The sequence below is a fragment of the Streptomyces sp. DI166 genome (assembly GCF_900091315.1).
GTDB classification, from domain to species: Bacteria; Actinomycetota; Actinomycetes; order Streptomycetales; family Streptomycetaceae; genus Streptomyces; species Streptomyces fuscus.
This window is the reverse complement of record NZ_FLSP01000010.1, coordinates 41,991-62,974: the sequence shown is the minus strand read 5'-3', so window position 1 is coordinate 62,974 and position 20,984 is coordinate 41,991. Positions and strand designations below refer to the sequence as shown.

General features: G+C 71.8%; 22 protein-coding genes. 16 read left to right on the top strand and 6 right to left on the bottom strand.

Features of this window, described 5'->3' with window-relative positions; all coding sequences use genetic code 11:
- Positions 1–23: 23 nt before the first annotated feature.
- The 3 genes from GA0115233_RS07600 (at position 24) to GA0115233_RS07590 (ending at position 2,497) form a co-directional block, all read left to right on the top strand.
- Entirely contained in the window at positions 24–776 is a 753-nt protein-coding gene (locus tag GA0115233_RS07600) for an SDR family oxidoreductase (RefSeq protein ID WP_093719386.1), read from the top strand.
- Positions 773–1,843: a threonine aldolase family protein gene (locus GA0115233_RS07595; protein WP_093719329.1), complete on the top strand. Its 1,071-nt coding sequence runs from the start codon at positions 773–775 to the stop codon at positions 1,841–1,843. Before GA0115233_RS07600 ends, GA0115233_RS07595 begins: the two co-directional genes overlap by 4 nt.
- A gap of 81 nt (positions 1,844–1,924) precedes the next feature.
- Positions 1,925–2,497, top strand: a complete 573-nt coding sequence (locus GA0115233_RS07590) for a transglutaminase-like domain-containing protein (protein ID WP_176711667.1) — start codon at positions 1,925–1,927, stop codon at positions 2,495–2,497.
- A 7-nt stretch (positions 2,498–2,504) separates the two neighbouring features.
- Here GA0115233_RS07590 and GA0115233_RS07585 read toward each other — a convergent pair whose 3' ends face one another.
- Positions 2,505–3,233: a lysophospholipid acyltransferase family protein gene (locus tag GA0115233_RS07585; RefSeq protein ID WP_093719327.1), complete on the bottom strand. Its 729-nt coding sequence runs from the start codon at positions 3,231–3,233 to the stop codon at positions 2,505–2,507.
- A 234-nt stretch (positions 3,234–3,467) separates the two neighbouring features.
- Between GA0115233_RS07585 and GA0115233_RS07580 the strand changes: the two genes are divergently transcribed.
- The 6 genes from GA0115233_RS07580 (at position 3,468) to GA0115233_RS07555 (ending at position 9,666) form a co-directional block, all read left to right on the top strand.
- On the top strand, positions 3,468–3,794 hold the full coding sequence (locus GA0115233_RS07580) for a TlpA family protein disulfide reductase (protein ID WP_255310080.1): 327 nt from the start codon (positions 3,468–3,470) through the stop codon (positions 3,792–3,794).
- Positions 3,795–3,911: 117 nt separating this feature from the next.
- Entirely contained in the window at positions 3,912–4,421 is a 510-nt protein-coding gene (locus GA0115233_RS07575; protein WP_093719326.1) for a flavin reductase family protein, read from the top strand.
- A gap of 242 nt (positions 4,422–4,663) precedes the next feature.
- Positions 4,664–5,452, top strand: coding sequence for an electron transfer flavoprotein subunit beta/FixA family protein (locus GA0115233_RS07570; protein ID WP_093719325.1), 789 nt, complete (start codon positions 4,664–4,666; stop codon positions 5,450–5,452).
- A gap of 49 nt (positions 5,453–5,501) precedes the next feature.
- Positions 5,502–6,464, top strand: a complete 963-nt coding sequence (locus GA0115233_RS07565) for an electron transfer flavoprotein subunit alpha/FixB family protein (RefSeq protein WP_093719324.1) — start codon at positions 5,502–5,504, stop codon at positions 6,462–6,464.
- A 189-nt stretch (positions 6,465–6,653) separates the two neighbouring features.
- On the top strand, positions 6,654–7,949 hold the full coding sequence (locus tag GA0115233_RS07560; protein ID WP_093719323.1) for a DUF6986 family protein: 1,296 nt from the start codon (positions 6,654–6,656) through the stop codon (positions 7,947–7,949).
- 70 nt (positions 7,950–8,019) lie between these two features.
- A complete protein-coding gene (locus GA0115233_RS07555; protein ID WP_093719322.1) occupies positions 8,020–9,666 on the top strand; it encodes a serine/threonine-protein kinase in 1,647 nt (548 codons plus the stop codon).
- On the opposite strand, the gene GA0115233_RS07550 is transcribed toward GA0115233_RS07555, so the two are convergent.
- A complete protein-coding gene (locus GA0115233_RS07550) occupies positions 9,612–10,403 on the bottom strand; it encodes a hypothetical protein (RefSeq protein WP_093719321.1) in 792 nt (263 codons plus the stop codon). The two genes, GA0115233_RS07555 and GA0115233_RS07550, sit on opposite strands and share 55 nt — an antisense overlap.
- A 7-nt stretch (positions 10,404–10,410) precedes the next feature.
- Complete coding sequence (locus GA0115233_RS07545) at positions 10,411–11,505, bottom strand: LacI family DNA-binding transcriptional regulator (RefSeq protein ID WP_176711665.1); 1,095 nt, start codon at positions 11,503–11,505, stop codon at positions 10,411–10,413.
- 146 nt (positions 11,506–11,651) lie between these two features.
- On the opposite strand from GA0115233_RS07545, the gene GA0115233_RS07540 reads away from it, so the two are divergent.
- From GA0115233_RS07540 to GA0115233_RS07530, 3 genes are all read left to right on the top strand, one after another.
- Positions 11,652–12,599 (top strand): ROK family protein, encoded by a 948-nt coding sequence (locus GA0115233_RS07540; protein WP_093719320.1) that lies wholly within the window; start codon positions 11,652–11,654, stop codon positions 12,597–12,599.
- Positions 12,600–12,826: 227 nt separating this feature from the next.
- A complete protein-coding gene (locus GA0115233_RS07535; protein ID WP_093719319.1) occupies positions 12,827–13,027 on the top strand; it encodes a hypothetical protein in 201 nt (66 codons plus the stop codon).
- A 141-nt stretch (positions 13,028–13,168) separates the two neighbouring features.
- Positions 13,169–14,206, top strand: a complete 1,038-nt coding sequence (locus GA0115233_RS07530; protein WP_093719318.1) for an NUDIX hydrolase — start codon at positions 13,169–13,171, stop codon at positions 14,204–14,206.
- Between the two features lie 19 nt (positions 14,207–14,225).
- On the opposite strand, the gene GA0115233_RS07525 is transcribed toward GA0115233_RS07530, so the two are convergent.
- On the bottom strand, positions 14,226–15,581 hold the full coding sequence (locus tag GA0115233_RS07525) for a dipeptidase (RefSeq protein ID WP_093719317.1): 1,356 nt from the start codon (positions 15,579–15,581) through the stop codon (positions 14,226–14,228).
- 193 nt (positions 15,582–15,774) lie between these two features.
- Here GA0115233_RS07525 and GA0115233_RS07520 point away from each other — a divergent pair, with 193 nt between their 5' ends.
- On the top strand, positions 15,775–17,058 hold the full coding sequence (locus tag GA0115233_RS07520; RefSeq protein ID WP_093719316.1) for a geranylgeranyl reductase family protein: 1,284 nt from the start codon (positions 15,775–15,777) through the stop codon (positions 17,056–17,058).
- 26 nt (positions 17,059–17,084) lie between these two features.
- Here GA0115233_RS07520 and GA0115233_RS07515 read toward each other — a convergent pair whose 3' ends face one another.
- Positions 17,085–17,555: a nitroreductase family deazaflavin-dependent oxidoreductase gene (locus tag GA0115233_RS07515; protein ID WP_093719315.1), complete on the bottom strand. Its 471-nt coding sequence runs from the start codon at positions 17,553–17,555 to the stop codon at positions 17,085–17,087.
- A 371-nt stretch (positions 17,556–17,926) separates the two neighbouring features.
- Here GA0115233_RS07515 and GA0115233_RS07510 point away from each other — a divergent pair, with 371 nt between their 5' ends.
- The 3 genes from GA0115233_RS07510 to GA0115233_RS07500 all read left to right on the top strand — a co-directional run bounded on the left by GA0115233_RS07510 (position 17,927) and on the right by GA0115233_RS07500 (position 20,677).
- Complete coding sequence (locus tag GA0115233_RS07510) at positions 17,927–18,664, top strand: TetR/AcrR family transcriptional regulator (protein WP_093719314.1); 738 nt, start codon at positions 17,927–17,929, stop codon at positions 18,662–18,664.
- A gap of 124 nt (positions 18,665–18,788) precedes the next feature.
- Positions 18,789–20,015 carry a sensor histidine kinase gene (locus GA0115233_RS07505; RefSeq protein ID WP_093719313.1) on the top strand — a complete coding sequence of 409 codons (1,227 nt, stop codon included), beginning with the start codon at positions 18,789–18,791 and terminating at the stop codon, positions 20,013–20,015.
- Positions 20,012–20,677 carry a response regulator transcription factor gene (locus GA0115233_RS07500; protein ID WP_093719312.1) on the top strand — a complete coding sequence of 222 codons (666 nt, stop codon included), beginning with the start codon at positions 20,012–20,014 and terminating at the stop codon, positions 20,675–20,677. The genes GA0115233_RS07505 and GA0115233_RS07500 overlap by 4 nt, the downstream gene beginning before the upstream one ends.
- On the opposite strand, the gene GA0115233_RS07495 is transcribed toward GA0115233_RS07500, so the two are convergent.
- Positions 20,638–20,922 carry a DUF6332 family protein gene (locus tag GA0115233_RS07495; protein WP_093719311.1) on the bottom strand — a complete coding sequence of 95 codons (285 nt, stop codon included), beginning with the start codon at positions 20,920–20,922 and terminating at the stop codon, positions 20,638–20,640. The genes GA0115233_RS07500 and GA0115233_RS07495 overlap by 40 nt on opposite strands.
- Positions 20,923–20,984: the final 62 nt, after the last annotated feature.

Below are 20,984 nucleotides of genomic sequence, written 5' to 3'. Positions count from 1 at the left end.
AGGACACGGCTCAGGAGGGCAAGATGGCGAACGGGAACGGGCCGCTCAGCGGTGCGGTGATCGCGGTGGCCGGGGCGGGCGGACCGGCGGGCCGGGCGACCCTGCTCAAGCTGGCCGAGGCGGGCGCCACCGTCGTCGGCGCCGACAACGACCCCGAGCGGCTGGCGGAGGCCGTCGACGCGGCCCGCTACGCCGGGGGCGGCGCCACCGTCACCGGTGAGCCGGTCGACCTGCTCGACCTGGACGCCACCAAGGACTGGGCCGCCCGGACCGAGAAGGAGTTCGGCCGGATCGACGGCCTGGTCCATCTGGTCGGCGGCTGGCGGGGCAGCGAGACCTTCGTCAAGACCAGCCTGGACGACTGGGACTTCCTTGAGCTGCTGCTCATCCGTACCGTCCAGCACACCTCGCTGGCCTTCTTCGAGGGGCTGCAGCGCAGTGAGCGCGGCCGGTACCTGCTGATCAGTGCCGCCGGCGCGTCCAAGCCCACCGCGGGCAACGCCGCGTACGCCGCCGCCAAGGCCGCCGCCGAGGCGTGGACGCTGGCGCTGGCCGACGCCTTCCGCAAGGCCGGGGGCGCCGAGGGCCCGACGTCGGCGGCTGCCATCCTGGTGGTCAAGGCGTTGGTCCACGACGCGATGCGTGCCGAGCGGCCCAACGCGAAGTTCGCGGGCTTCACCGACGTGAAGGACCTCGCCGAGGCCATCACCGGCGTCTGGGACAAGCCCGCCGCGGAAGTGAACGGACAGCGTCTGTGGCTCACCGAGAAGCCGTGAACCCCCCGAAGACCGATGCGCGTCGCCACCACGACCCGGAGGTCCGCGGATTCGCCAGCGACAACTACGCCGGCGCCCACCCGGAGGTCCTCGCCGCGCTCGCCCTCGCCAACGGCGGCCACCAGGTCGCCTACGGCGAGGACGACTACACGGAGAACCTGCAGGGGATCATCCGCAGCCACTTCGGTCCCACGGCCGAGGCGTTCCCGGTCTTCAACGGCACCGGCGCCAACGTCGTCGCGCTCCAGGCGGTCACCGACCGCTGGGGCGCGGTGATCTGCGCCGAGAGCGCGCACATCAACGTCGACGAGGGCGGCGCCCCCGAGCGCATGGGCGGCCTGAAGCTGCTCACCGTGCCCACCCCGGACGGCAAGCTCACCCCCGAGCTGATCGACCGGCAGGCGTGGGGCTGGGAGGACGAGCACCGGGCGATGCCACAGGTGGTCTCGATCACCCAGAGCACGGAGCTGGGCACCCTCTACACGCCCGAGGAGATCCGCGCGATCTGCGAGCACGCCCACGCGCACGGCATGAAGGTGCACCTGGACGGCTCCCGGATAGCCAACGCCGCGGCCTCGCTGAACGTCCCGATGCGGTCCTTCACCAACGCCGTCGGCGTGGACATCCTCTCCCTGGGCGGCACCAAGAACGGTGCTCTCTTCGGCGAGGCCGTCGTGGTGATCAACCAGGACGCCGTCAGCCACATGAAGCACCTGCGCAAGCTGTCCATGCAGCTCGCCTCCAAGATGCGCTTCGTGTCGGTGCAGTTGGAGGCGCTGCTGGCGAAGGACCTGTGGCTGCGCAACGCCCGGCACGCCAACGAGATGGCCCAGCGGCTCGCCGAGGGCGTCCGCTCGGTGCACGGCGTGGAGGTCCTCTACCCGGTGCAGGCCAACGGCGTGTTCGCCAAGCTCCCGCACGACGTGAGCGAGCGGCTGCAGAAGCGGTTCCGGTTCTACTTCTGGGACGAGGCCGAGGGCGTCGTGCGCTGGATGTGCGCCTTCGACACGACCGAGGACGACGTGGACGCGTTCCTCGCGGCGCTCAAGGAGGAGATGGCCCGGTAGCCGTCCCGGACTATGCATAGGTATGCGGCCACCTGAAAAGTCATTGACTCTTGGGTGATCGCATTCCTATGCTCTGCCGTCATGGAGCTCATCCAGGAAACCCCCGACCTCTCCGCCTACTTGGCCGCTGACGAAGTCATCGACCACGAGAGCCCGGTCGTGCGGAAAACGGCGGCGCAGCTCGCCGCGCAGGCCGAGGATTCGTATGCCTATGCGCGGCTGGCCTTCGAGTTCGTACGCGACACCGTCCCGCACTCCGAGGACTCCGGCGATCCGCGTGTCACCTGGCGCGCCTCGGACGTACTGGAGCAGGGCACGGGCATCTGCTACGCCAAGTCCCATGCCCTGGCGGCCCTGTTGCGCGCCGAGGACATCCCGACGGCGCTGTGCTACCAGAAGTTCGACGTCGTCCACGGCCTGGTCGCCGTCCGCTTCAACGGCGCCTGGCACCGCCAGGACCCGCGCGGCAACAAGCCCGGCGTGAACGCCCGGTTCTGCCTGGACGGCGAGCAGTTGGCGTTCCCGGTCGACCCGGCGTCCGGCGAGCTGGACTACCCGACCCTGTACGCCGTGCCGCACCCGGCGGTCCTCGGGGCCCTCCAAAACGCGAGAGACCGGGAGCACCTGTGGAAGCTGCTCCCGGCCGCGCTCTGAACGGGCGTCAGCGGGCCTCGGCCGCGCGGACCTCTTCCGGTGTGGGCGCCGTGCCGCCGAGGTGGGCCGGCATCCACCAGGTGTCGTTCGCGTCCTTGGGGCGGACCGGGTACGCCCGCTGCGCGGCCTCCAGGAGTTCCTGGACGCGTTCGCGGAGCTGACGGGTGATGGCGCCCGCGTACTTGTCCTTGGATGCCTCTATGGCCTCGCCGACGCGGATGGTGATCGGGGTGTGGCTGCGCTTGAAGTTGCGCGGGTGGCCCTTGGTCCACAGGCGCTGGGTGCCCCAGACCGCCATCGGGATCAGCGGGACACCGGCCTCCTGGGCCAGCCGCGCGGCGCCGGACTTGAAGCTCTTCAGCGTGAACGACTGCGAGATCGTCGCCTCGGGGAAGACGCCCACGATCTCACCGGACCGCAGCGACTCCAGCGCGTGCTGGTAGGCGGCCTCGCCCTGCTTGCGGTCGACCGGGATGTGCTTCATCCCGCGCATCAGCGGACCGGAGATCCGGTGCCGGAACACCGACTCCTTCGCCATGAAGCGCACCAGACGCTTCTGCGGCAGCGCGGCCAGGCCGTTGAAGATGAAGTCCAGGTAGCTGATGTGGTTGCTCACCAGCACAGCGCCGCCCGAGCGCGGGATGTTCTCCGAACCCTTGCAGTCGATCTTGAGGTCCCACGCCTTGAACATCGTGAGGGCGAGACCGACGACGGGACGGTAGACAAGCTCTGCCATGGACGGGTTGGACCCTTCCTTCTCTGCCTGGGAAGGGATCTCCCGGCGGGAAAGTTACGCAGCCGTAGGTTTACGGCATGTCGCAGATCGTGCCCCAAGAACGGACGGGGAACCAGTCCCAGTGCCCGTCAACGGCGAGATTCTCGTCACGTCGGCCCTGATCAACTGTCGTTGCCCGGGAATCCTCACGCGCCCGGGAGCGCTGCACAGGGCGACGACCGGAGGAGGAGACGGGTGCTTGAGCAAGGCCACGACAAGCGGCTGGGGTCGGACGAACTGGGCGGCCGGCTCGGCGAGAAAGCCACCCTGGTGCAGTTCTCCAGCGCCTTCTGCGCCCCCTGCCGGGCCACCCGCCGGGTGCTGGGCGAGGTGGCTGAGATGGTCCCCGGGGTCGCCCATGTCGAGATCGACGCCGAGGCCCGGCTGGAGCTGGTCCGGGAGCTGGGAATCGTCAGGACGCCGACCGTCCTCGTCCTCGACGCCGCGGGACGGGAGGTGCGCCGGGCCTCCGGACAGCCGCGCAAGGCCGACGTGATCGCGGCCATCGGCGCGGCATTGTGACATGAGCACCCGTCCGACAGTGAGTCATCTCCCACATCGCGGTACGCACTTGACTGCACAGAGCAACTATCGTCAGTCTGACGGGATGTCCCCCGTGCTCGTCCTGCTCAGGTGCTCATGACCGCGACGCCCGACCTCGGCGCCCCCCGGCTCGCCTCGCCCGAACTGCTGCGCACCGTCTTCCGGCGGCACGCGGCGGGAGTCGCGGTGATCACCGCGTACGGCGAGCGCGGCCCCGTGGGGTTCACCGCCACCTCCCTCACCTCGGTCTCCGCGGAGCCGCCGATGCTGTCCTTCGGTATCGGCACCGGGTCCTCCTGTTGGCCCACACTGTCCGGGGCCACGCATGTGGGCGTACATCTGCTCGGCGAGCACCAGCGGGAGCTGGCCGCCACCTTCGCCCGCAGCGGCGCCGACCGCTTCGCCCCGCCCACGTCCTGGCGCCCGGGACCGGAGGGTGTGCCCGTCCTCGACGCCGTGCCCGCCTGGCTGATCTGCCGGATCACCGCGCGCGTACCGGCCGGGGACCACCGCATAGTGCTGGCCGAGGTGCTGATGGGCGATCCCACCGGTCCCGGGCAGCCGTTGCTGTACCACCAGGGCCGCTTCACCGGCCTGCGTGACTGAGCTCACCGGCCTCGTGTGATCGAACCGGCACCCCGCTGGTCTGCGAACTCATCGGTTTCCGATTACGCTGCGTTGCAGACGTCACAGTTCAAAGCGCTTGCTTAGCGGTAACGAACTGGGTGTACTGACGAGTAATATTTCGCTCGGAGCGCGGGTCGCCCCGAACGGGATCGGCCACTTGGGGCGCCTATGCTGCCTGCAAGAAGGCAGCAGAGAACTGACGATGCAGTAGGAGAGCCGGCGTGAGCTTGAGGATCGTTGTCACTGTGAAGTACGTGCCCGACGCCACTGGCGACCGGCACTTCGCCGATGACCTGACCGTCGACCGGGACGACGTGGACGGTCTGCTCTCCGAGCTCGACGAGTACGCGGTCGAGCAGGCGCTGCAGATCTCCGAGAACTCCGACGACGACGTCGAGGTCACCGTTCTGACGGTGGGTCCGGAGGACGCCAAGGACGCGCTGCGCAAGGCGCTGTCGATGGGCGCGGACAAGGCCATCCACGTCGAGGACGACGACCTGCACGGCACCGACGCCATCGGCACCTCCCTGGTGCTGGCCAAGGCGATCGAGAAGGCCGGCTACGACCTGGTCATCTCCGGCATGGCCTCCACCGACGGCACCATGGGCGTCGTCCCCGCGCTGCTCGCCGAGCGTCTGGGCGTCCCGCAGGTCACCCTGCTCTCCGAGGTCTCCGTCGAGGACGGCACGGTCAAGGGCCGCCGCGACGGCGACGCCGCCTCCGAGCAGCTTGAGGCGTCCCTGCCGGCGGTCGTGTCGGTCACCGACCAGTCGGGCGAGGCCCGTTACCCGTCCTTCAAGGGCATCATGGCGGCCAAGAAGAAGCCGGTGGAGTCCTGGGACCTGTCCGACCTCGACATCGAGGCGGAGGAGGTCGGCCTGGAGGGCGCCTACACCGTCGTCGACGCCGCGGCCGAGCGTCCGGCGCGCACCGCGGGCACGATCGTCAAGGACGAGGGCGAGGGCGGCAAGCAGCTCGCTGAGTTCCTCGCGGGCCAGAAGTTCATCTGAGCCCATTCGCCGACCGCCCCTCAACTTCGTTTCGCAGGAGAGCAATCCCATGGCTGAAGTTCTCGTCTACGTCGACCACGTGGACGGTGCCGTCCGCAAGCCCACGCTGGAGCTGCTGACCCTGGCCCGCCGCGTCGGCGAGCCGGTCGCCGTCGCCCTCGGCAACGGTGCCGCCGACACCGCCGCCACGCTCGCCGAGCACGGCGCGGTGAAGGTCCTCACGCACGAGGCCTCCGAGTACGCCGACTACCTGGTCGTGCCGAAGGTCGACGCGCTGCAGGCCGCCGTCGAGGCCGTCTCCCCGGCCGCCGTGCTGGTCCCCTCCTCCGCAGAGGGCAAGGAGATCGCCGCCCGTCTGGCGCTGCGCATCGGCTCCGGCATCATCACCGACGCCGTCGACCTGGAGGCCGGCGACGAGGGTCCGGTGGCCACCCAGTCGGTGTTCGCCGCCTCCTTCACCACCAAGTCCCGTGTCTCCAAGGGCACCCCGGTCATCACGGTCAAGCCGAACTCGGCTGCCGTGGAGGCCGCCCCGGCCGCCGGTGCGGTCGAGGCCCTCGCCGTGACCTTCTCCGACAAGGCGACCGGCACCAAGGTCACCGCGCGCACGCCGCGTGAGTCGACCGGCCGTCCGGAGCTGACCGAGGCCGCGATCGTGGTCTCCGGTGGCCGTGGTGTCAACGGCGCGGAGAACTTCGCGATCATCGAGGCGCTCGCCGACTCCCTTGGCGCGGCCGTCGGTGCCTCGCGTGCCGCCGTGGACGCCGGCTGGTACCCGCACACCAACCAGGTCGGCCAGACCGGTAAGTCGGTCTCGCCGCAGCTGTACATCGCCTCCGGTATCTCCGGCGCGATCCAGCACCGCGCGGGCATGCAGACCTCGAAGACCATCGTGGCGATCAACAAGGACGCCGAGGCCCCGATCTTCGACCTCGTCGACTACGGCGTGGTCGGCGACCTGTTCGACGTCGTCCCGCAGCTCACCGAGGAGATCAACACCCGCAAGGGCTGATCACCCCAGGCTGTACGAGGCCCCCGTGACCGCTTCGGCGGTGACGGGGGCCTCGCCGTGCTCCGGTGCTGTACTGGACGTGGTGTCGGCCATCGCGACCGGACATGGTGTTGACCTCCGCGACAGCGCCCAGATAACTTCATTCTACGGATTGTTGATTCCGTACAGCGGAAAACAGGAGGGTGTGGGATGGGTCAGGGCCAGCAGGAGACGGTGGCGACCAGCCTCGCGGGTGCCGTCAGCGAGGAGATCAGCGCCTCCCTCGCGCCGGTCGACGCCGAACTGGAGCGCCGCTACCCCGGCGACCCCGGCACCCGCCAGCCCGTCCACACCGTCTACGTCCCCGGCGACGTCTTCGCCGCCGGCACCGTCCGCTCCTGGGGCGACCAGGCCCTCGCCGCCCTCGACGAACACGCCCCCGACGCCGCCTCCTTCGCCGCCGTCCTCGGCCTGTCCGACGACCTCGCCGAGCCCGTGTACACCCGCGTACGCGCCAAGCTGGAGCGCGAGCCGATCGAGGACCTGCGGGTCGACTTCGAGGACGGCTACCACGGCACCGACGAGGACACGGACGCCGCCCGAGCGGCCCGCCTGATCGCCGAGGCGTACGCGAACGGCACCGCGGCCCCGTACATGGGCATCCGCACGAAGTGCATGGAGGCCGCCGTCCGCGACCGCGGCATCCGCACCCTCGACATCTTCCTCACCGGCCTGATGGAGGCCGGAGGGCTGCCCGACGGGCTGGTCCTGACCCTGCCCAAGGTCACCTACCCCGAGCAGGTCACCGCCATGGTCCGGCTGCTGGAGGCCTTCGAGAAGGCACGCGGCCTGGAGCCCGGTCGGCTCGGCTTCGAGATCCAGATCGAGACCAGCCAGGCCATCCTCGCCGCCGACGGCACCGCCACGGTCGCCCGTATGATCCAGGCCGCCGAGGGCCGCGCCACCGGACTGCACTACGGCACCTTCGACTACAGCGCCTGCCTCGGCGTCTCCGCCGCCTACCAGGCCAGCGACCACCCCGCCGCAGACCACGCCAAGGCCGTCATGCAGGTCGCCGCGGCCGGTACCGGAGTGCGCGTCTCCGACGGCTCCACCAACGTCCTCCCGGTCGGTACGACCGAGAAGGTCCACGACGCCTGGCGGCTGCACTACGGCCTGACCCGCCGCGCCCTGGCCCGCGCCTACTACCAGGGCTGGGACATGCACCCCGGCCACATCCCGACCCGCTACGCGGCCGTCTTCGCCTTCTACCGCGAGGGCTTCGAACAGGCGGCGGCCCGTCTCGCCCGCTACGCTCACCGCGTCGACGGCGACGTCATGGACGAGCCCGCCACCGCCAAGGCCCTGAGCGGCTACCTGCTGCGCGGCCTGGACTGCGGGGCCCTGGACGCGGGTGAGGTGGTCCGGCTCACCGGACTCACCCGGGCCGACCTGGAGGGCTTCGCCGCGCCGCGACGGGGGGACCTGACGGTCTCCGGGGCGTAGGCCGGTGGTCACCGCCGCCCCTTAGGCTGTACGCCACGCAAACGGGGTTCACAGCAGGAACGGGGCGGTCGTGTCATCGGGGGAGTACGGGCGGACTGACGAGGTCGGGCGGGTGCTCGCCGGGCGCTACCGGGTGCGGGCCCAGCTGGGCCGCGGCGGTATGGGAGTGGTCTGGCGGGCCGTCGACGAGGTCCTCGGCCGCGAGGTCGCCGTCAAGGAATTGCGGACCTACACCGATGCCGACGGGCCCGAACTGGACGGGCTGCGGGTGCGCATGCAGCGCGAGGCCCGGGCGGCGGCACGCGTACGGCACCCCGGTGTGGTGGCCGTGCACGACGTCGCCGAGGTCGACGGGCGCCCGCTCATCGTCATGGAGCTGGTCGACGGGCCCTCCCTGGACGACGTGCTGCGCGAGCGCGGCACCCTCGACCCCCAGGAGGCGGCCGGGATCGGCGCCAAGGTGATGGACGCGCTGGCCGCCGCCCACCGCGCGGGCGTGCTGCACCGCGACGTCAAACCCGGGAACATCCTCCTCGACCGCTCGGGCCGCGTCGTCCTCACCGACTTCGGCATCGCCACGATGGAGGACCCCGGCGACGGCTCCGCCACCCATCTCACCCGCAGCGGAGAACTGGTCGGCTCCCTGGACTACTTGGCGCCCGAGCGCGCCCAGGGCGCCGACCCGGGCCCGGCCTCCGACGTCTGGGCGCTCGGCGCGACGCTGTACGCCGCCGTCGAGGGCTCCTCGCCGTTCCGCCGGACCTCGACCTTCTCCACGCTCACCGCGATCGTCAGCGACCCGCTGCCCGAGCCGCTCCGCGCCGGACCGCTCGCCCCCGTCCTGCACCGCCTGCTGGACAAGCGGCCCGAGTCCCGCCCGGAGGCCGAGGAGGCCCGCGACCTCCTCCAGTCCGTCGCCGACGGGGACAGCCAGGACACCCCCACGACCGCGCTGCGCGGCACCGCGGTCCCGGAACGAACCCCGACCGAGCGCGTCGCCCCCGCCGTCCCGCAGGGCTTCGGGCCGCCCGTGCCGCCGAGCCGGGCGGTGCCGTCCCTCGACAGCACCACCGCACCCCAGACCACCACCGCCGACCGCCCCTCCCGCGGCCGGAGCCGCGCCCTGCTCGCCGCCGCTGCCGTCGCCCTCGTCCTGGCCACGGCCGGCACCACGGTCGCGCTCCTGCGCGACGGCGACGACCCCAGGACGACCGCGGACCCCAGGAAGAGCGTCACCGCCGCGGCCCGCACCCCCTCGAAGAGCGGCGGCGCGGCCAGCCCCGACGGCTCGGCCGAGACCGAGTCCACCGACAAGGCCGACGAGAAGTCCCCCGCGCCGACCCCGACCCCCACCACCGAGACCGAGCGGTCCCCGAAACCCAGCCCGACCCCCACCCGGACCTCCGGCGGCGGAGGAGGGGCGACCACCCCGGCGGCCGCCTGCCATCCCATCGGCGGCGGCAAGTACAACTGCGAGGTCTGGCGCACCGCGAAGTCCTACACCGCCGCCGGCACCGAGGTCGGCGTCCTCAACACGGGCACCAACTACTTCTACTGTCAGCAGAACCTGGGCCGCCGTCAGAGCGTCGGCCAGTGGACCAACATCTGGTGGGCGAAGACCGACGACGACAGCGGCAACACCGACGTCTGGGTCAACGACGTCTACGTCAAAGGCGGCGACAACGACGAACCGGTGCCCGGACTCCCGCTGTGCTGACCGGCGTACCGCTCGAAACCGTGCTCGGTGACCAGCTTCTCGCTCGCGAACCATCGCGTACCCCGTTCGCACAGGGCACGGTCGGCACGGGCGCGCGCGCAGAACTCCTCCGGAGTGACTCCGAACAGCTCCCTCAACTCGGCCGAGTCGACGAGCAGTTCGGTGAGCAGGGCGCGCTGGCCGGGGTGGGTGCGCGGGGCGCCGGTACCGTTGCGCAGGACGCCGCGCCTGTTCACGTAGGAGAAGACGCCCGGCAGTGTGGTGCCGTCCGGCAGGTCGACGCGTACCTCGGGTGAGGGCAGCCAGGCGCGCCGGTAGTTGCCGAGCGGCAGGGGCACGCCCTCGCTGGCGTCGACCACCGCGAGCTGTTCGTCGTCGAGCCAGAGCACGAACAGCTCCCGCACGGTGGCGGGCGCGTGGAACGGCGACGCCGAGACGTACCCCATCAGGCTGACGTGCGCCGAGACCCCGATCTCCACGCCCGTGACCCGCGCCTTGACCATGGGGATCGGTGTGTCGAGGCCGGCCTCGGCCATCTTGTGCCGCAGCTGGCCGGGGCAGGCGTTGGAGCCGATGGCCAGGACCGGTGTGCGGTCGGGGTGGGCCGGCCGGTCCAGAGGCAGGTAGTACTCGCCGTCCAGGAGCCCGGAGTCCGCGGGCCAGCAGCCCGGGTAGAGCAGCGGCTGGTCCCTCGGGGCCTCGCCGAGGCCCAGTGCCTGGAGCGTGAGGTGGTCCATCGCCCGCTCAGTCCGCCGGGGGCAGTTCGCCCGAGCCGCGCGTGATCAGCCGGGTCGGCAGTTCGATGCGCTCGGGTGTCACGAGGGTACCGTCGAGCTGCCGGAACAGGCGCTCGGCGGCGGTCCGGCCGAGGGCGGCCGCGTCCTGGGCGACGACCGTGACCCCGGGCTGGAGCAGATCGGCCAGTTCCAGGTCGTCGAAGCCGACCAGCGCCACCTGTCGGGACTGCTCGGCGAGGACACGGATCACGGTGACCGTCACACGGTTGTTGCCCGTGAAGATCGCGGTGACCGGCTCGGGGCCGGAGAGCATCTCCTCGGCCGCGCTGCGCACCCGCTCCGGGGTGGTGACGCCCAGGGACATCCAGGAGTCCGCCACCGGTATCCCCGCGTCCTCCATGGCCGCCCGGTAGCCGCGCAGCCGCTCGGCGGCGGTGTGGATGCGGGGCATGTCGCCGATGAAGCCGATCCGGCGGTGGCCGTGCGCGATCAGATGGGCGACACCGTCACGGGCACCGCCGTAGTTGTCGGACAGGACCACGTCCGCGTCGATCCGCCCGGCCGGACGGTCCACGAACACCGTGGCCACGCCCGCCCGTATCTCCGGCTCCAGGTACCGGTGGTCGTCCCCGGCCGGGATGACCACCAGGCCGTCCACCCGCCGGGCGCACAGCGCCAGCGCCAGTTCCTGCTCGCGGTCGGGGTCCTCGGCGCTGGAGCCGTTGATCAGCAGCGCCCCGTGCGCCCGCGCCACCTCCTCGACCGCGCGGCTGAGCGGGCCGTAGAACGGGTCCGCGAGGTCCTCCAGCACCAGCCCGATGCTCGCGGTACGGCCCTTGCGCAGCACCCGTGCGCTGTCGTTGCGGCGAAAGCCCAGGGCCTCGATCGCCTCCTGCACCCGGCGCTCGGTCTCGGGCGTGACACCGGGCTCGCCGTTGACGACCCGCGAGACGGTCTTCAGACCCACTCCCGCCCGGGCGGCCACGTCCTTCATCGTCGGCCGGTTGCCGTAACGGTTGTGCGGGGAGCGGTCGGCGCGACGGATGGTCTCGGGCACGATGCGGGTCCTGTCCTGTTCGTCCACGGGGATGCGCAGATCCATGGTTTGTATGAGGATGTGGCGTCGAGCATAGAGCCTGGACAACGTTGTCAGATGCAGGAGACACTGTCCACCGCACTCTCCGGCCTGCGCCCCACCGCTAGTCCGGCTTCCCTTTTCCGCATGGTTGACCGGGAGATCTGACTCTGATGCACACCGACCTCGTGGCCGCTCTCGACATCGGCGGCACGAAGATCGCCGGAGCGCTCGTGGACGGCCGCGGCCGGATTCTGGCGCGGTCCCAGCGACCCACTCCGGCGCGCGAGAACGGTGACACCGTGATGGGTGCCGTCGAGGCGGTGCTCGCCGAACTGACCGCCTCCCCGCTGTGGGCGGGCGTGAGCGCGGTCGGGATCGGCAGCGCGGGGCCCGTGGACGCCTCCGCGGGCACCGTGAGCCCGGTCAACGTGCCCGGCTGGCGGGACTTCCCCCTGGTCCGCCGGGTCCGTGAGGCGACGGGTGGGCTGCCCGTGGAGCTGATCGGCGACGGCGTGGCCATCACCGCGGCCGAGCACTGGCAGGGCGCCGCCCGCGGCCACGACAACGCCCTGTGCATGGTGGTCTCCACCGGCGTCGGCGGCGGCCTCGTCCTGGGCGGACGGCTGCACCCGGGGCCCACCGGAAACGCCGGTCACATCGGCCACATCAGCGTCGACCTCGACGGCGACCCGTGCCCGTGCGGGGCGCGCGGCTGTGTGGAGCGCATCGCCAGCGGGCCCAACATCGCCCGGCGCGCCCTGGAGAACGGCTGGACGCCCGGCCCCGACGGCGACACCTCAGCCGCCGCGGTGGCCGCCGCCGCCCGCGCCGGGGACCCGGTCGCCGTGGCCTCCTTCGAGCGCGCCGCCCAGGCCCTGGCCGCCGGGATCGCGGCCACCGCGACGCTGGTCGAGATCGACATCGCCGTCATCGGCGGCGGCGTGGCCAAGTCGGGCGAGGTGCTCCTCGCCCCCCTGCGCAAGGCCCTGACCGACTACGCCACCCTCTCCTTCGTCCAGCGCCTGGTCGTCACCCCGGCCCGGATGGGCACGGACGCGGGGCTGGTGGGCGCTGCGGCGGCCGCGCTGGCCCGGCAGGCGGACGCGGCAACGGTGTGACGTCGGGGGCCGGTGGGGCGGAAGGAACGTTACGGCGCGGGAGTGGGCTGTGACTCCGGGCCGGAGCGTGCTCCGACGGGCGCCCCTCGCCCGTTGCCCTGCGGGTGGACACCGCGGCGGAGCTTCGCGGCTGGAGCGGCACGGCGTACACGGGGCCGGTGAAGTGACCGAGCGTTTTCCGGGGGCGATGCCGTGACCCACGCGCCGCCCTCGCAGTTGAGCCGGGCATGAAGAAGCGCAGCATGCTCGCCATCGCCTCCCTGGCCACCGGATTCGTCGTCGCCGCGATCACGCCTTCGCACTCCCTCGGCAGCGACCTGACCGACCTCGACGTGGGCGAGACCCTCAGCACCCTCAGCGAAGTCGACGAGACGATCGCCAGCGACAGCCTGGCCGTGGAGGACAACGCCCTCGGCCAGAAGGGCTGACCCGACGGCACGGAGCACGGCGCCGGCGCCTCCGCTACCGGGGGCACCGGCGCCGCCGCGTGTGCGCCCTCAACTGGAACTGGTTTCCGTGGCAGGGTGGAGCGGGCAAGCCACAGGGGGCCAACAGAAGAGGGGGAGTCCGTGATCGTCTGGATCAACGGCGCGTTCGGTGCGGGGAAGACCACCGCCGCACGGGAACTGATCGAACTGATCCCGAACAGCACGCTCTTCGACCCCGAGGTCATCGGCGGAGCACTGCCGCACCTGCTGCCGCCCAAACACCTCGCCGAGGTCGGCGACCTCCAGGATCTGCCGATCTGGCGGCGGCTCGTGATCGACACCGCGGCCGCCATGCTCGCCGAACTCGGCGGGACCCTCGTGGTCCCCATGACCCTGCTGCGTCAGGAGTACCGCGACGAGATCTTCGGCGGCCTCGCCGCCCGCCGGATCGCGGTACGGCACATTCTCCTCGCCCCGGCGGAAACGATTTTGCGCCAGCGGATAGCCCAGCGGGAGGTCCCCGACACCCCGGACGGAGAACTGCGCACCCGGCAGTGGGCCTACGACCGCATCGAGCCCTACCGGTCCGCCCTCGCCTCCTGGCTCACCGCCGACGCCCACCCCGTGGACAACGGCCACCTCACCCCGCGCCAGACCGCCGCGCGGATCGCCGAGGCCGTCGCCAGCGGAGCCGTGCCCGCCTGCGACATCGTGCAGACCCCCGAACCCACGGCCGAGACCCTGGCCGCCGGTGTCCTCCTCTTCGACGAACAGGACCGCGTCCTCCTCGTCGACCCCACCTACAAACCCGGCTGGGAGTTCCCCGGCGGAGTCGTCGAACCCGGAGAGGCCCCCGCCCGCGCCGGTATGCGCGAGGTCGCCGAGGAGACCGGGATCCACCTGGAGGACGTACCCCGGCTCCTCGTCGTCGACTGGGAACCGCCCGCACCACCCGGATACGGCGGACTGCGCCTGCTCTTCGACGGCGGACGGCTGGACGCCGTACGGGCCGGACGGCTGCTGCTGCCCGGCCCGGAACTGCGCGACTGGCGCTTCGTCACCGAGGAGGAAGCCGCCGAACTCCTGCCACCGGTCCGCTACGAACGCCTGCGCGGCGCCCTGCGCGCCCGGGAACGCGGGGCCGCGCTCTACCTGGAAGCGGGCGTGCCCACCCCCTGATCCACGGCCCCGCGACCGGTCAGCTCGCCGCGTACTCGCGCAGGAACAGCGCCTCCGCCACCGACAGCCGCTCCAGCTCCTCGGGCGACACGCTCTCGTTCACGGCGTGGATCCGGGCCTCCGGCTCGCTCAGCCCGATCAGCAGGATCTCGGCCTCGGGGTACAGCGCGGCGAGGGTGTTGCACAGCGGGATGGAGCCGCCCTGACCGGCGTACTGCATCTCCTGGCCCGGGTAGGCCACCGCCATGGCCCGGGCCATCGCCGCGTACGCCGGGCTCGTGGTGTCGGCGCTGAACGCCTGGCCCTGGCCCACCTGCTCGATGCGCACCCGCGCACCCCACGGCGTGTGCGCCTCCAGGTGGGCCTGGAGCAGCTTGGTGGCCTCGGCGGCGTCCACGCCCGGCGGCACCCGCAGGCTGACCAGCGCACGGGCACCGGCCTGCACCGACGGGGTCGCGCCCACCACCGGCGGGCAGTCGATGCCGAGGACCGTGACGGCCGGCCGCGACCAGATCCGGTCCGCGACCGTGCCGGAGCCGATCAGCTCCACCCCGTCCAGCACCTTGGCGTCCTTGCAGAACTGCTCCTCGTCGTACTGGAGCCCGTCCCACGCCGCACCCTGCTCAAGCCCGTCGACCGTCGTCGAGCCGTCCTCGGCGCGCAGGGAGTCCAGTACGCGGATCAGCGCGGCCAGCGCGTCCGGGGCGGCGCCGCCGAACTGGCCGGAGTGCAGATTGCCCTCCAGCGTGTCGACCTGCACCCGGAGCATGGTCATACCGCGCAGCGTGGTGGTCACCGTCGGCAGGCCGACCCGGAAGTTGCCCGCGTCGCCGACCACGATCGTGTCGGCCCGCAGCAGCTCGGGGTGCGCCTCGGCGTACCGCTCCAGGCCGCCGGTGCCCATCTCCTCCGAGCCCTCGGCGATCACCTTCACATGCACCGGGACACCGCCGTTGGCCTTGAGCGCGCGCAGCGCCAGCAGGTGCATGATCACGCCGCCCTTGCAGTCGGCGCTGCCCCGGCCGTACCAGCGGCCGTCGCGCTCGGTCAGCTCGAACGGCGGAGTCAGCCACGCCGATTCGTCCAGCGGGGGCTGCACGTCGTAGTGCGCGTACAGCAGCACCGTCTTCGCGCCCGCGGGGCCGGGCAGGTAGCCGTAGACCGACTGGGTGCCGTCCGGCGTGTCCAGGAACGCCACGTCCTCGAATCCCTCGGCGCGCAGCGCGTCCGCGACCCAGCGCGCGGCGCCCTCGCTCTCGCTGCGCGGGAACTGCTCGAAGTCCGCCACCGACTTGAAGGCCACCAGTTCGGTGAGCTCTTCCTTCGCCCTCGGCATCAGCGAGGCGACGGTCTCGGCGACCGGATTCGACGACATGGGCACGCTCCTTGTAGGTGCGACGTTGTAGAAGTGCGTACTTCTGTGTACGGCTGATCGGGCGAGCGTAAGCCCCTCCGGGTTCGGTGGGTGCCTACGGGCTTGATCCTCCCACAGCGGCCTGCGGTGACCGCCGCCGTAGGATGCGGGAGACAGCAGCGGCAGGCGGCTTGATCGGGAGCAGTAGACCATCGTGAGCAGCGAGAACTCTTCGGCGGACGACGTGCGGCAGGTGTGGGACGTCGTCGTGGTCGGCGCGGGGCCCGCGGGGGCCTCCGCCGCTTATGCGGCAGCGGTCGCGGGGCGGCGGGTGCTGTTGCTGGAGAAAGCCGAGCTGCCGCGTTACAAGACCTGCGGCGGAGGCATCATCGGTCCGTCGCGCGACTCCCTGCCGCCCGGCTTCGAACTGCCGCTGCGCGACCGGGTGCACGCGGTGACGTTCTCCAACAACGGCCGTTTCGCCCGCACCCGGCGCTCCAAGCAGATGCTCTTCGGGCTGATCAACCGGCCCGAGTTCGATCAGCAGCTCGTCGAGCACGCCCAGAAGGCGGGCGCCGAACTGCGCACCGGCGTCGCGGTGCAGCGGGTCGAGCAGCACGGCTCGGCCGTGCCGGACCGGCGCTCGGTCGCCGTCGTCCTCCAGGGTGGCGAGACCCTCCTCGCGCGGGCGGTCGTCGGCGCCGACGGCAGCGCCAGCCGCATAGGAGCACATGTCGGCGTGAAGCTGGACCAGGTGGACCTGGGTCTGGAGGCCGAGATCCCGGTGCCGGAGACCGTCGCCGAGGACTGGAAGGGGCGGGTGCTCATCGACTGGGGCCCGATTCCCGGCAGTTACGGCTGGGTCTTCCCCAAGGGCGACACCCTCACCGTCGGTGTGATCTCCGCGCGCGGTGAAGGCGCGGCCACCAAGCGGTACTTGGAGGAGTTCATCGGTCGGCTCGGGCTCGCCGGGTTCGAACCGAGCATCTCCTCCGGGCATCTGACGCGCTGTCGGTCCGAGGACTCACCGCTCTCGCGCGGACGGGTGCTGGTGTGCGGGGACGCGGCGGGGCTGCTGGAGCCGTGGACCCGCGAGGGCATCTCCTTCGCCCTGCGCTCCGGGCGGCTCGCGGGGGAGTGGGCGGTGCGGATCGCCGAGGCGCACGACGCCGTGGACACCCGCCGCCAGGCCCTGAACTACGCCTTCGCGGTCAAGGCCGGGCTCGGCGTGGAGATGAGCGTCGGCAAGCGGATGCTGGCGGCCTTCGAGCGGCGTCCTGGGCTGTTCCACGCCGCGCTGACTGGGTTCCGGCCCGCGTGGCGGGCGTTCATGGACATCACGCGCGGGGCGACCACGCTGGGTGAGCTGGTGCGCAGCCACCCGATGGCGCAGCGCGCGCTGATGGTCATGGACCGGCGGCCGGGCGCGGCGGTGGGCGGCGAAGCCGGCGAAGCCGGCGGGGCCGGTGCGGTCGGCGAGGCCGGCGCCGGGTCCTGAGGTCTTGCCGTCCGGGGCGGGTGGGTCTACTTGTCGACTCGTCGGCTCTGGACGGTGATCCGGAACGCCGGGTGGTTCGGGGCGATGCGCCGCAGGTCGGCCTCGGGGGAGTCGGGGCCGACTCCGTCGAAGAAGACGCCGACCTCGGCCTTCCAGCGCTTGAGGTAGGCACGCAGCAGCGGCACCTTGTCGTCGTCGGCGACCTCGGTCGCGGTGAACACGTCCACGTGCTTGCCGAGGCGCAGCTCACCGCCACCCGCGGCGCGCATGTTGTGCGTCCACTGGACGTGGCCGCGCGGGGCGAGCAGGTACTGCTCCCCTTCGAAGGTCAGCAGGTTGACGGGGGTGGTGCGCCACTGGCCGCTCTTGCGGCCGCGGACGGCGAGGACGCGGGAGCCCCAGACGCTGACGCCGCGGCGGGTCAGCCAGGCGACGAAGCGGTTGACGACGTTGACGGTGATCCAGCCGGGCTTCTTGACGTGCGCGGACGTGGTCATGGGGACTCCCTGTGGGCTGTGGGCTGTGGGCTGTGGGCTGTGGGCTGTGGGCTGTGGGCTGTGGGCTGTGGGCTGTGGGCTGTGGGCTGTGGCTGCTGTGGCAGTGGCAGTGCGCTGTGGAGCGGTGCTCTGTTTGGTGAGCGGCGCTCTCTCGGGTCGGTGCTGGTGCGGTGCTCTGTGCTGCTGCGCTCTGCTCTGCTGCGTGCTGCTGCACTCAGTCGCGTGAGCAGTGCTCTTTTCTGTGAGCACTGCTCACGATCGCTCGTTCAGCATGCATGAGACACGTGCTCTATTGCAAGAGCAGTGCTCTCTTTTTTGTGCACTGCTCTCGACTGAGTGCAGTGCTCTCGCTTTCGTGGCACACTCTCCCTATGAGCACCGCAGCCAGCAGCACACCCAAGGGAGCCCGCGCCCGGGCGCGGATCGAGGTCACCGCCGCCATCAAGGAACAGGCGCGCAGACAGCTCGCCGCCGACGGCGCCGCCAAGCTCTCGCTGCGCGCCGTGGCCCGCGACCTCGGCGTGGTCTCCTCCGCGCTCTACCGCTACTTCCCGAGCCGCGACGACCTGCTGACCGCGCTGATCATCGACGCCTACAACGCGGTCGGTGAGAGCGCCGAGACCGCGCGCGACGAGCACGCCGACGCCGGGCCCCGGGACCGCTGGACCGCCGTGTGCGAGGCGGTACGGCAGTGGGCGCTCACCCATCCGCACGAGTACGCCCTGATCCACGGCTCACCCGTACCCGGCTATACAGCCCCCGAGACCACGATCCCGGCCGCCGCCCGCGTCGGCCAGGTCTTCATCGGCATCCTGCGCGACGCCCACCAGGGCCTCGGAGTCGCCAAGCCGCCGCTCCCCGCCGACCTGCGCCCCGAGGCCGAGCGCATGGCCGCCGACTTCGCCCCCGACCTCCCCCCGGAGACGGTGGCGGCCCTCATCGCGGCCTGGGCCCAGCTGTACGGCCTCATCGGTTTCGAGGTGTTCGGCCAGTTCAACCGGGTCGTCGAGGACCGCGACCGGTTCTTCCGGCACGCGGTGTCCCAACTCGCCCACGGGGTGGGGCTGGTGTATCCGCAGACGGGGCCGACAGCGGCAGCCCCGCGCTGAGCGCATCCCCAGAGGCCCGTCCCCGGCCGGGAGGCCGACGGACCGGCGTACTTCGGCGGGAGTACGTGTGATCACCACGCGCGGGTGACGCCGTGCGGCGGTGGCGGCGTCTAGCGTGGCGGGCATGGAGGAGCAGCAGGGGTCCGTGGCCGCCGGCCCGGGGCAGTGGTGGCGGAGCGGGCCGCCGTGGTGGTGGCGCGACGGGCAGCGGTGGCCGTGGCCGTCGACGGTGCTCGTGACCGCTTTCGTGTTCGTCGGGTCGCACTTCGCCGCCGAGGGTCAGACCGGTGAGCGGGTCGGCCTCGACGTCTGGGCGCGGCTGCTCCTCGCCGCCGCCGGGCTCCTTCTGCTGTGGCGGCACCGGTACCCGGGCGCGGTGGCGCTGGGGACGGCCGCGGTGGTCCTGCTGTACACCGGCGCCGGGTATCCGCACGGGCCGGTGTACGTGGCCGTGGCGATCGCCTGCTTCAACGCGATCGTCCTCGGCCGGCGGATCGCCGCCTGGGTGGCGATGGGTGCGCTGTGGGCCGGGCATGTGCTGATCGTCCACTGGCTCTACCAGTGGCTGCCGCCCTCCGGGGACGGCGCCGCGTCCTGGGGCCAGGAGGGCGCCGTCGCCGCCTGGGTGCTGGCCGTGGGGGCGTTGGGGGAGCTGGTGCGGTCCCGCAGGGAGCAGTGGGAGAAGGCGCGGGCCGAGCAGGCGCAGGCGGCGCGGCGGCGGGCCGACGAGGAGCGGCTGAGGATCGCCCGGGAACTGCACGACGTACTGGCGCACAGCATCTCCGTCATCAACGTCCAGGCCGGTGTGGGACTTGCCCTGCTCGACTCCGATCCCGAGCAGGCCCGTACGGCGCTGACCACCATCAAGGCCCAGAGCAAGGAGGCGCTCGGCGAGGTGCGCCAGGTGCTCGACACACTCCGGGCACCCGGGGACGCGCCGCGCGCGCCCGCGCCCGGACTCGACCGGTTGCCCGAATTGGTGGAGCAGGCGGCCCAGGCCGGACTGACCGTGGAGGTACACGGCACCCCGCCCCCGCTCCCGCCCGGCACCGACCTCGCCGCCTTCCGGATCGTGCAGGAGGCGCTCACCAATGTCGTACGGCACTCCGGATCGCGGCAGGCGCGCGTGCACGTCGATCGGGAGGGCGGCGCCCTGCGGCTGCGGATCGACGACGACGGCCCGGCGACCGGCGCGGACGCGGGCGGGAGCGGCAACGGCCTGGCCGGGATGCGGGAGCGGGCCGCGGCCCTGGGTGGCAGGATCGAGGCGGGCCCGCGGGCCGACGGTGGTTTCCGGGTGCTGGCCGTGCTCCCGCTCACTACGAAGGCCGTGAAGGAGGAGGAACGGTGATCCGTGTACTGCTCGCCGACGACCAGTCACTGGTGCGGGCCGGATTCCGGGCGCTGCTGGACGCGCAGCCCGACATCGAGGTGGCGGGTGAGGCGTCCGACGGGGAGGAGGCGCTGCGCGCGGTGCGCGAACTGACCCCGGACGTGGTCCTGATGGACATCCGGATGCCGGTGCTGGACGGGCTGGCGGCGACCCGGCGGATCACCGGGGACGACCGGCTGAAGGATGTGAAGGTGGTGATGCTCACGACCTTCGAGCTCGACGAGTACGTCTTCGAGGCCATCCGCTCCGGCGCTTCCGGGTTCCTGGTCAAGGACACCGAGCCGGAGGAACTCCTGCGTGCCGTACGGGCCGTGGTGGGCGGTGACGCGCTGCTCTCGCCCGGTGTGACCCGTCGGCTGATCGCGGAGTTCGCGGCGCGTTCCAAGGAGCCCTCGGGCGCCGACGCGCTGGCCGAACTCACCGAGCGGGAGCGGGAGGTGATGGCCCTGGTGGGCATCGGGCTGTCCAACGAGGAGATCGCGCGCCGGCTGGTGGTCAGTCCGCTCACCGCCAAGACCCATGTCAGCCGCACCATGGTGAAGCTGGGCGCCCGTGACCGCGCCCAACTGGTGGTCCTGGCCTACGAGTCGGGGTTGGTGCGGCCGGGCTGGCTGGGCTGAGGCGTACGCCGGAAGCGTACGACCACGCTGATCACCCGCACGGCGAACACCACCACCGCGAGCCACAGACCGCTCTGCAGCAGCACCTCCGCCGCCAGCGGCGGCAGGTCGAACAGCAGCGCCGGACCACCCACGGCCCCGAACAGGAGCCCCGCCGCGAACACCGCGCTGACCAGCGCGTATCCCACCTCGACCACGAACGCGTCCTGCTGGGCCTTGTGTGAGCGTCCCCCGTACTGACTCATGCCGGAAGTGAAACAGCCGGGTGCCCGGCGGGGCAAGCGACCCCCGCCGGGCACCCGGTGAT

Coding starts and splice junctions, on each gene's coding strand:
- GA0115233_RS07600 (WP_093719386.1), top strand. CDS start 24: ATGGCGAACGGGAACGGGCCGCTCAGCGGTGCGGTGATCGCGGTGGCC.
- GA0115233_RS07590 (WP_176711667.1), top strand. CDS start 1,925: ATGGAGCTCATCCAGGAAACCCCCGACCTCTCCGCCTACTTGGCCGCT.
- GA0115233_RS07585 (WP_093719327.1), bottom strand. CDS start 3,233: ATGGCAGAGCTTGTCTACCGTCCCGTCGTCGGTCTCGCCCTCACGATG.
- GA0115233_RS07575 (WP_093719326.1), top strand. CDS start 3,912: ATGACCGCGACGCCCGACCTCGGCGCCCCCCGGCTCGCCTCGCCCGAA.
- GA0115233_RS07565 (WP_093719324.1), top strand. CDS start 5,502: ATGGCTGAAGTTCTCGTCTACGTCGACCACGTGGACGGTGCCGTCCGC.
- GA0115233_RS07560 (WP_093719323.1), top strand. CDS start 6,654: ATGGGTCAGGGCCAGCAGGAGACGGTGGCGACCAGCCTCGCGGGTGCC.
- GA0115233_RS07550 (WP_093719321.1), bottom strand. CDS start 10,403: ATGGACCACCTCACGCTCCAGGCACTGGGCCTCGGCGAGGCCCCGAGG.
- GA0115233_RS07545 (WP_176711665.1), bottom strand. CDS start 11,505: ATGGATCTGCGCATCCCCGTGGACGAACAGGACAGGACCCGCATCGTG.
- GA0115233_RS07540 (WP_093719320.1), top strand. CDS start 11,652: ATGCACACCGACCTCGTGGCCGCTCTCGACATCGGCGGCACGAAGATC.
- GA0115233_RS07535 (WP_093719319.1), top strand. CDS start 12,827: ATGAAGAAGCGCAGCATGCTCGCCATCGCCTCCCTGGCCACCGGATTC.
- GA0115233_RS07525 (WP_093719317.1), bottom strand. CDS start 15,581: ATGTCGTCGAATCCGGTCGCCGAGACCGTCGCCTCGCTGATGCCGAGG.
- GA0115233_RS07515 (WP_093719315.1), bottom strand. CDS start 17,555: ATGACCACGTCCGCGCACGTCAAGAAGCCCGGCTGGATCACCGTCAAC.
- GA0115233_RS07510 (WP_093719314.1), top strand. CDS start 17,927: ATGAGCACCGCAGCCAGCAGCACACCCAAGGGAGCCCGCGCCCGGGCG.
- GA0115233_RS07505 (WP_093719313.1), top strand. CDS start 18,789: ATGGAGGAGCAGCAGGGGTCCGTGGCCGCCGGCCCGGGGCAGTGGTGG.
- GA0115233_RS07495 (WP_093719311.1), bottom strand. CDS start 20,922: ATGAGTCAGTACGGGGGACGCTCACACAAGGCCCAGCAGGACGCGTTC.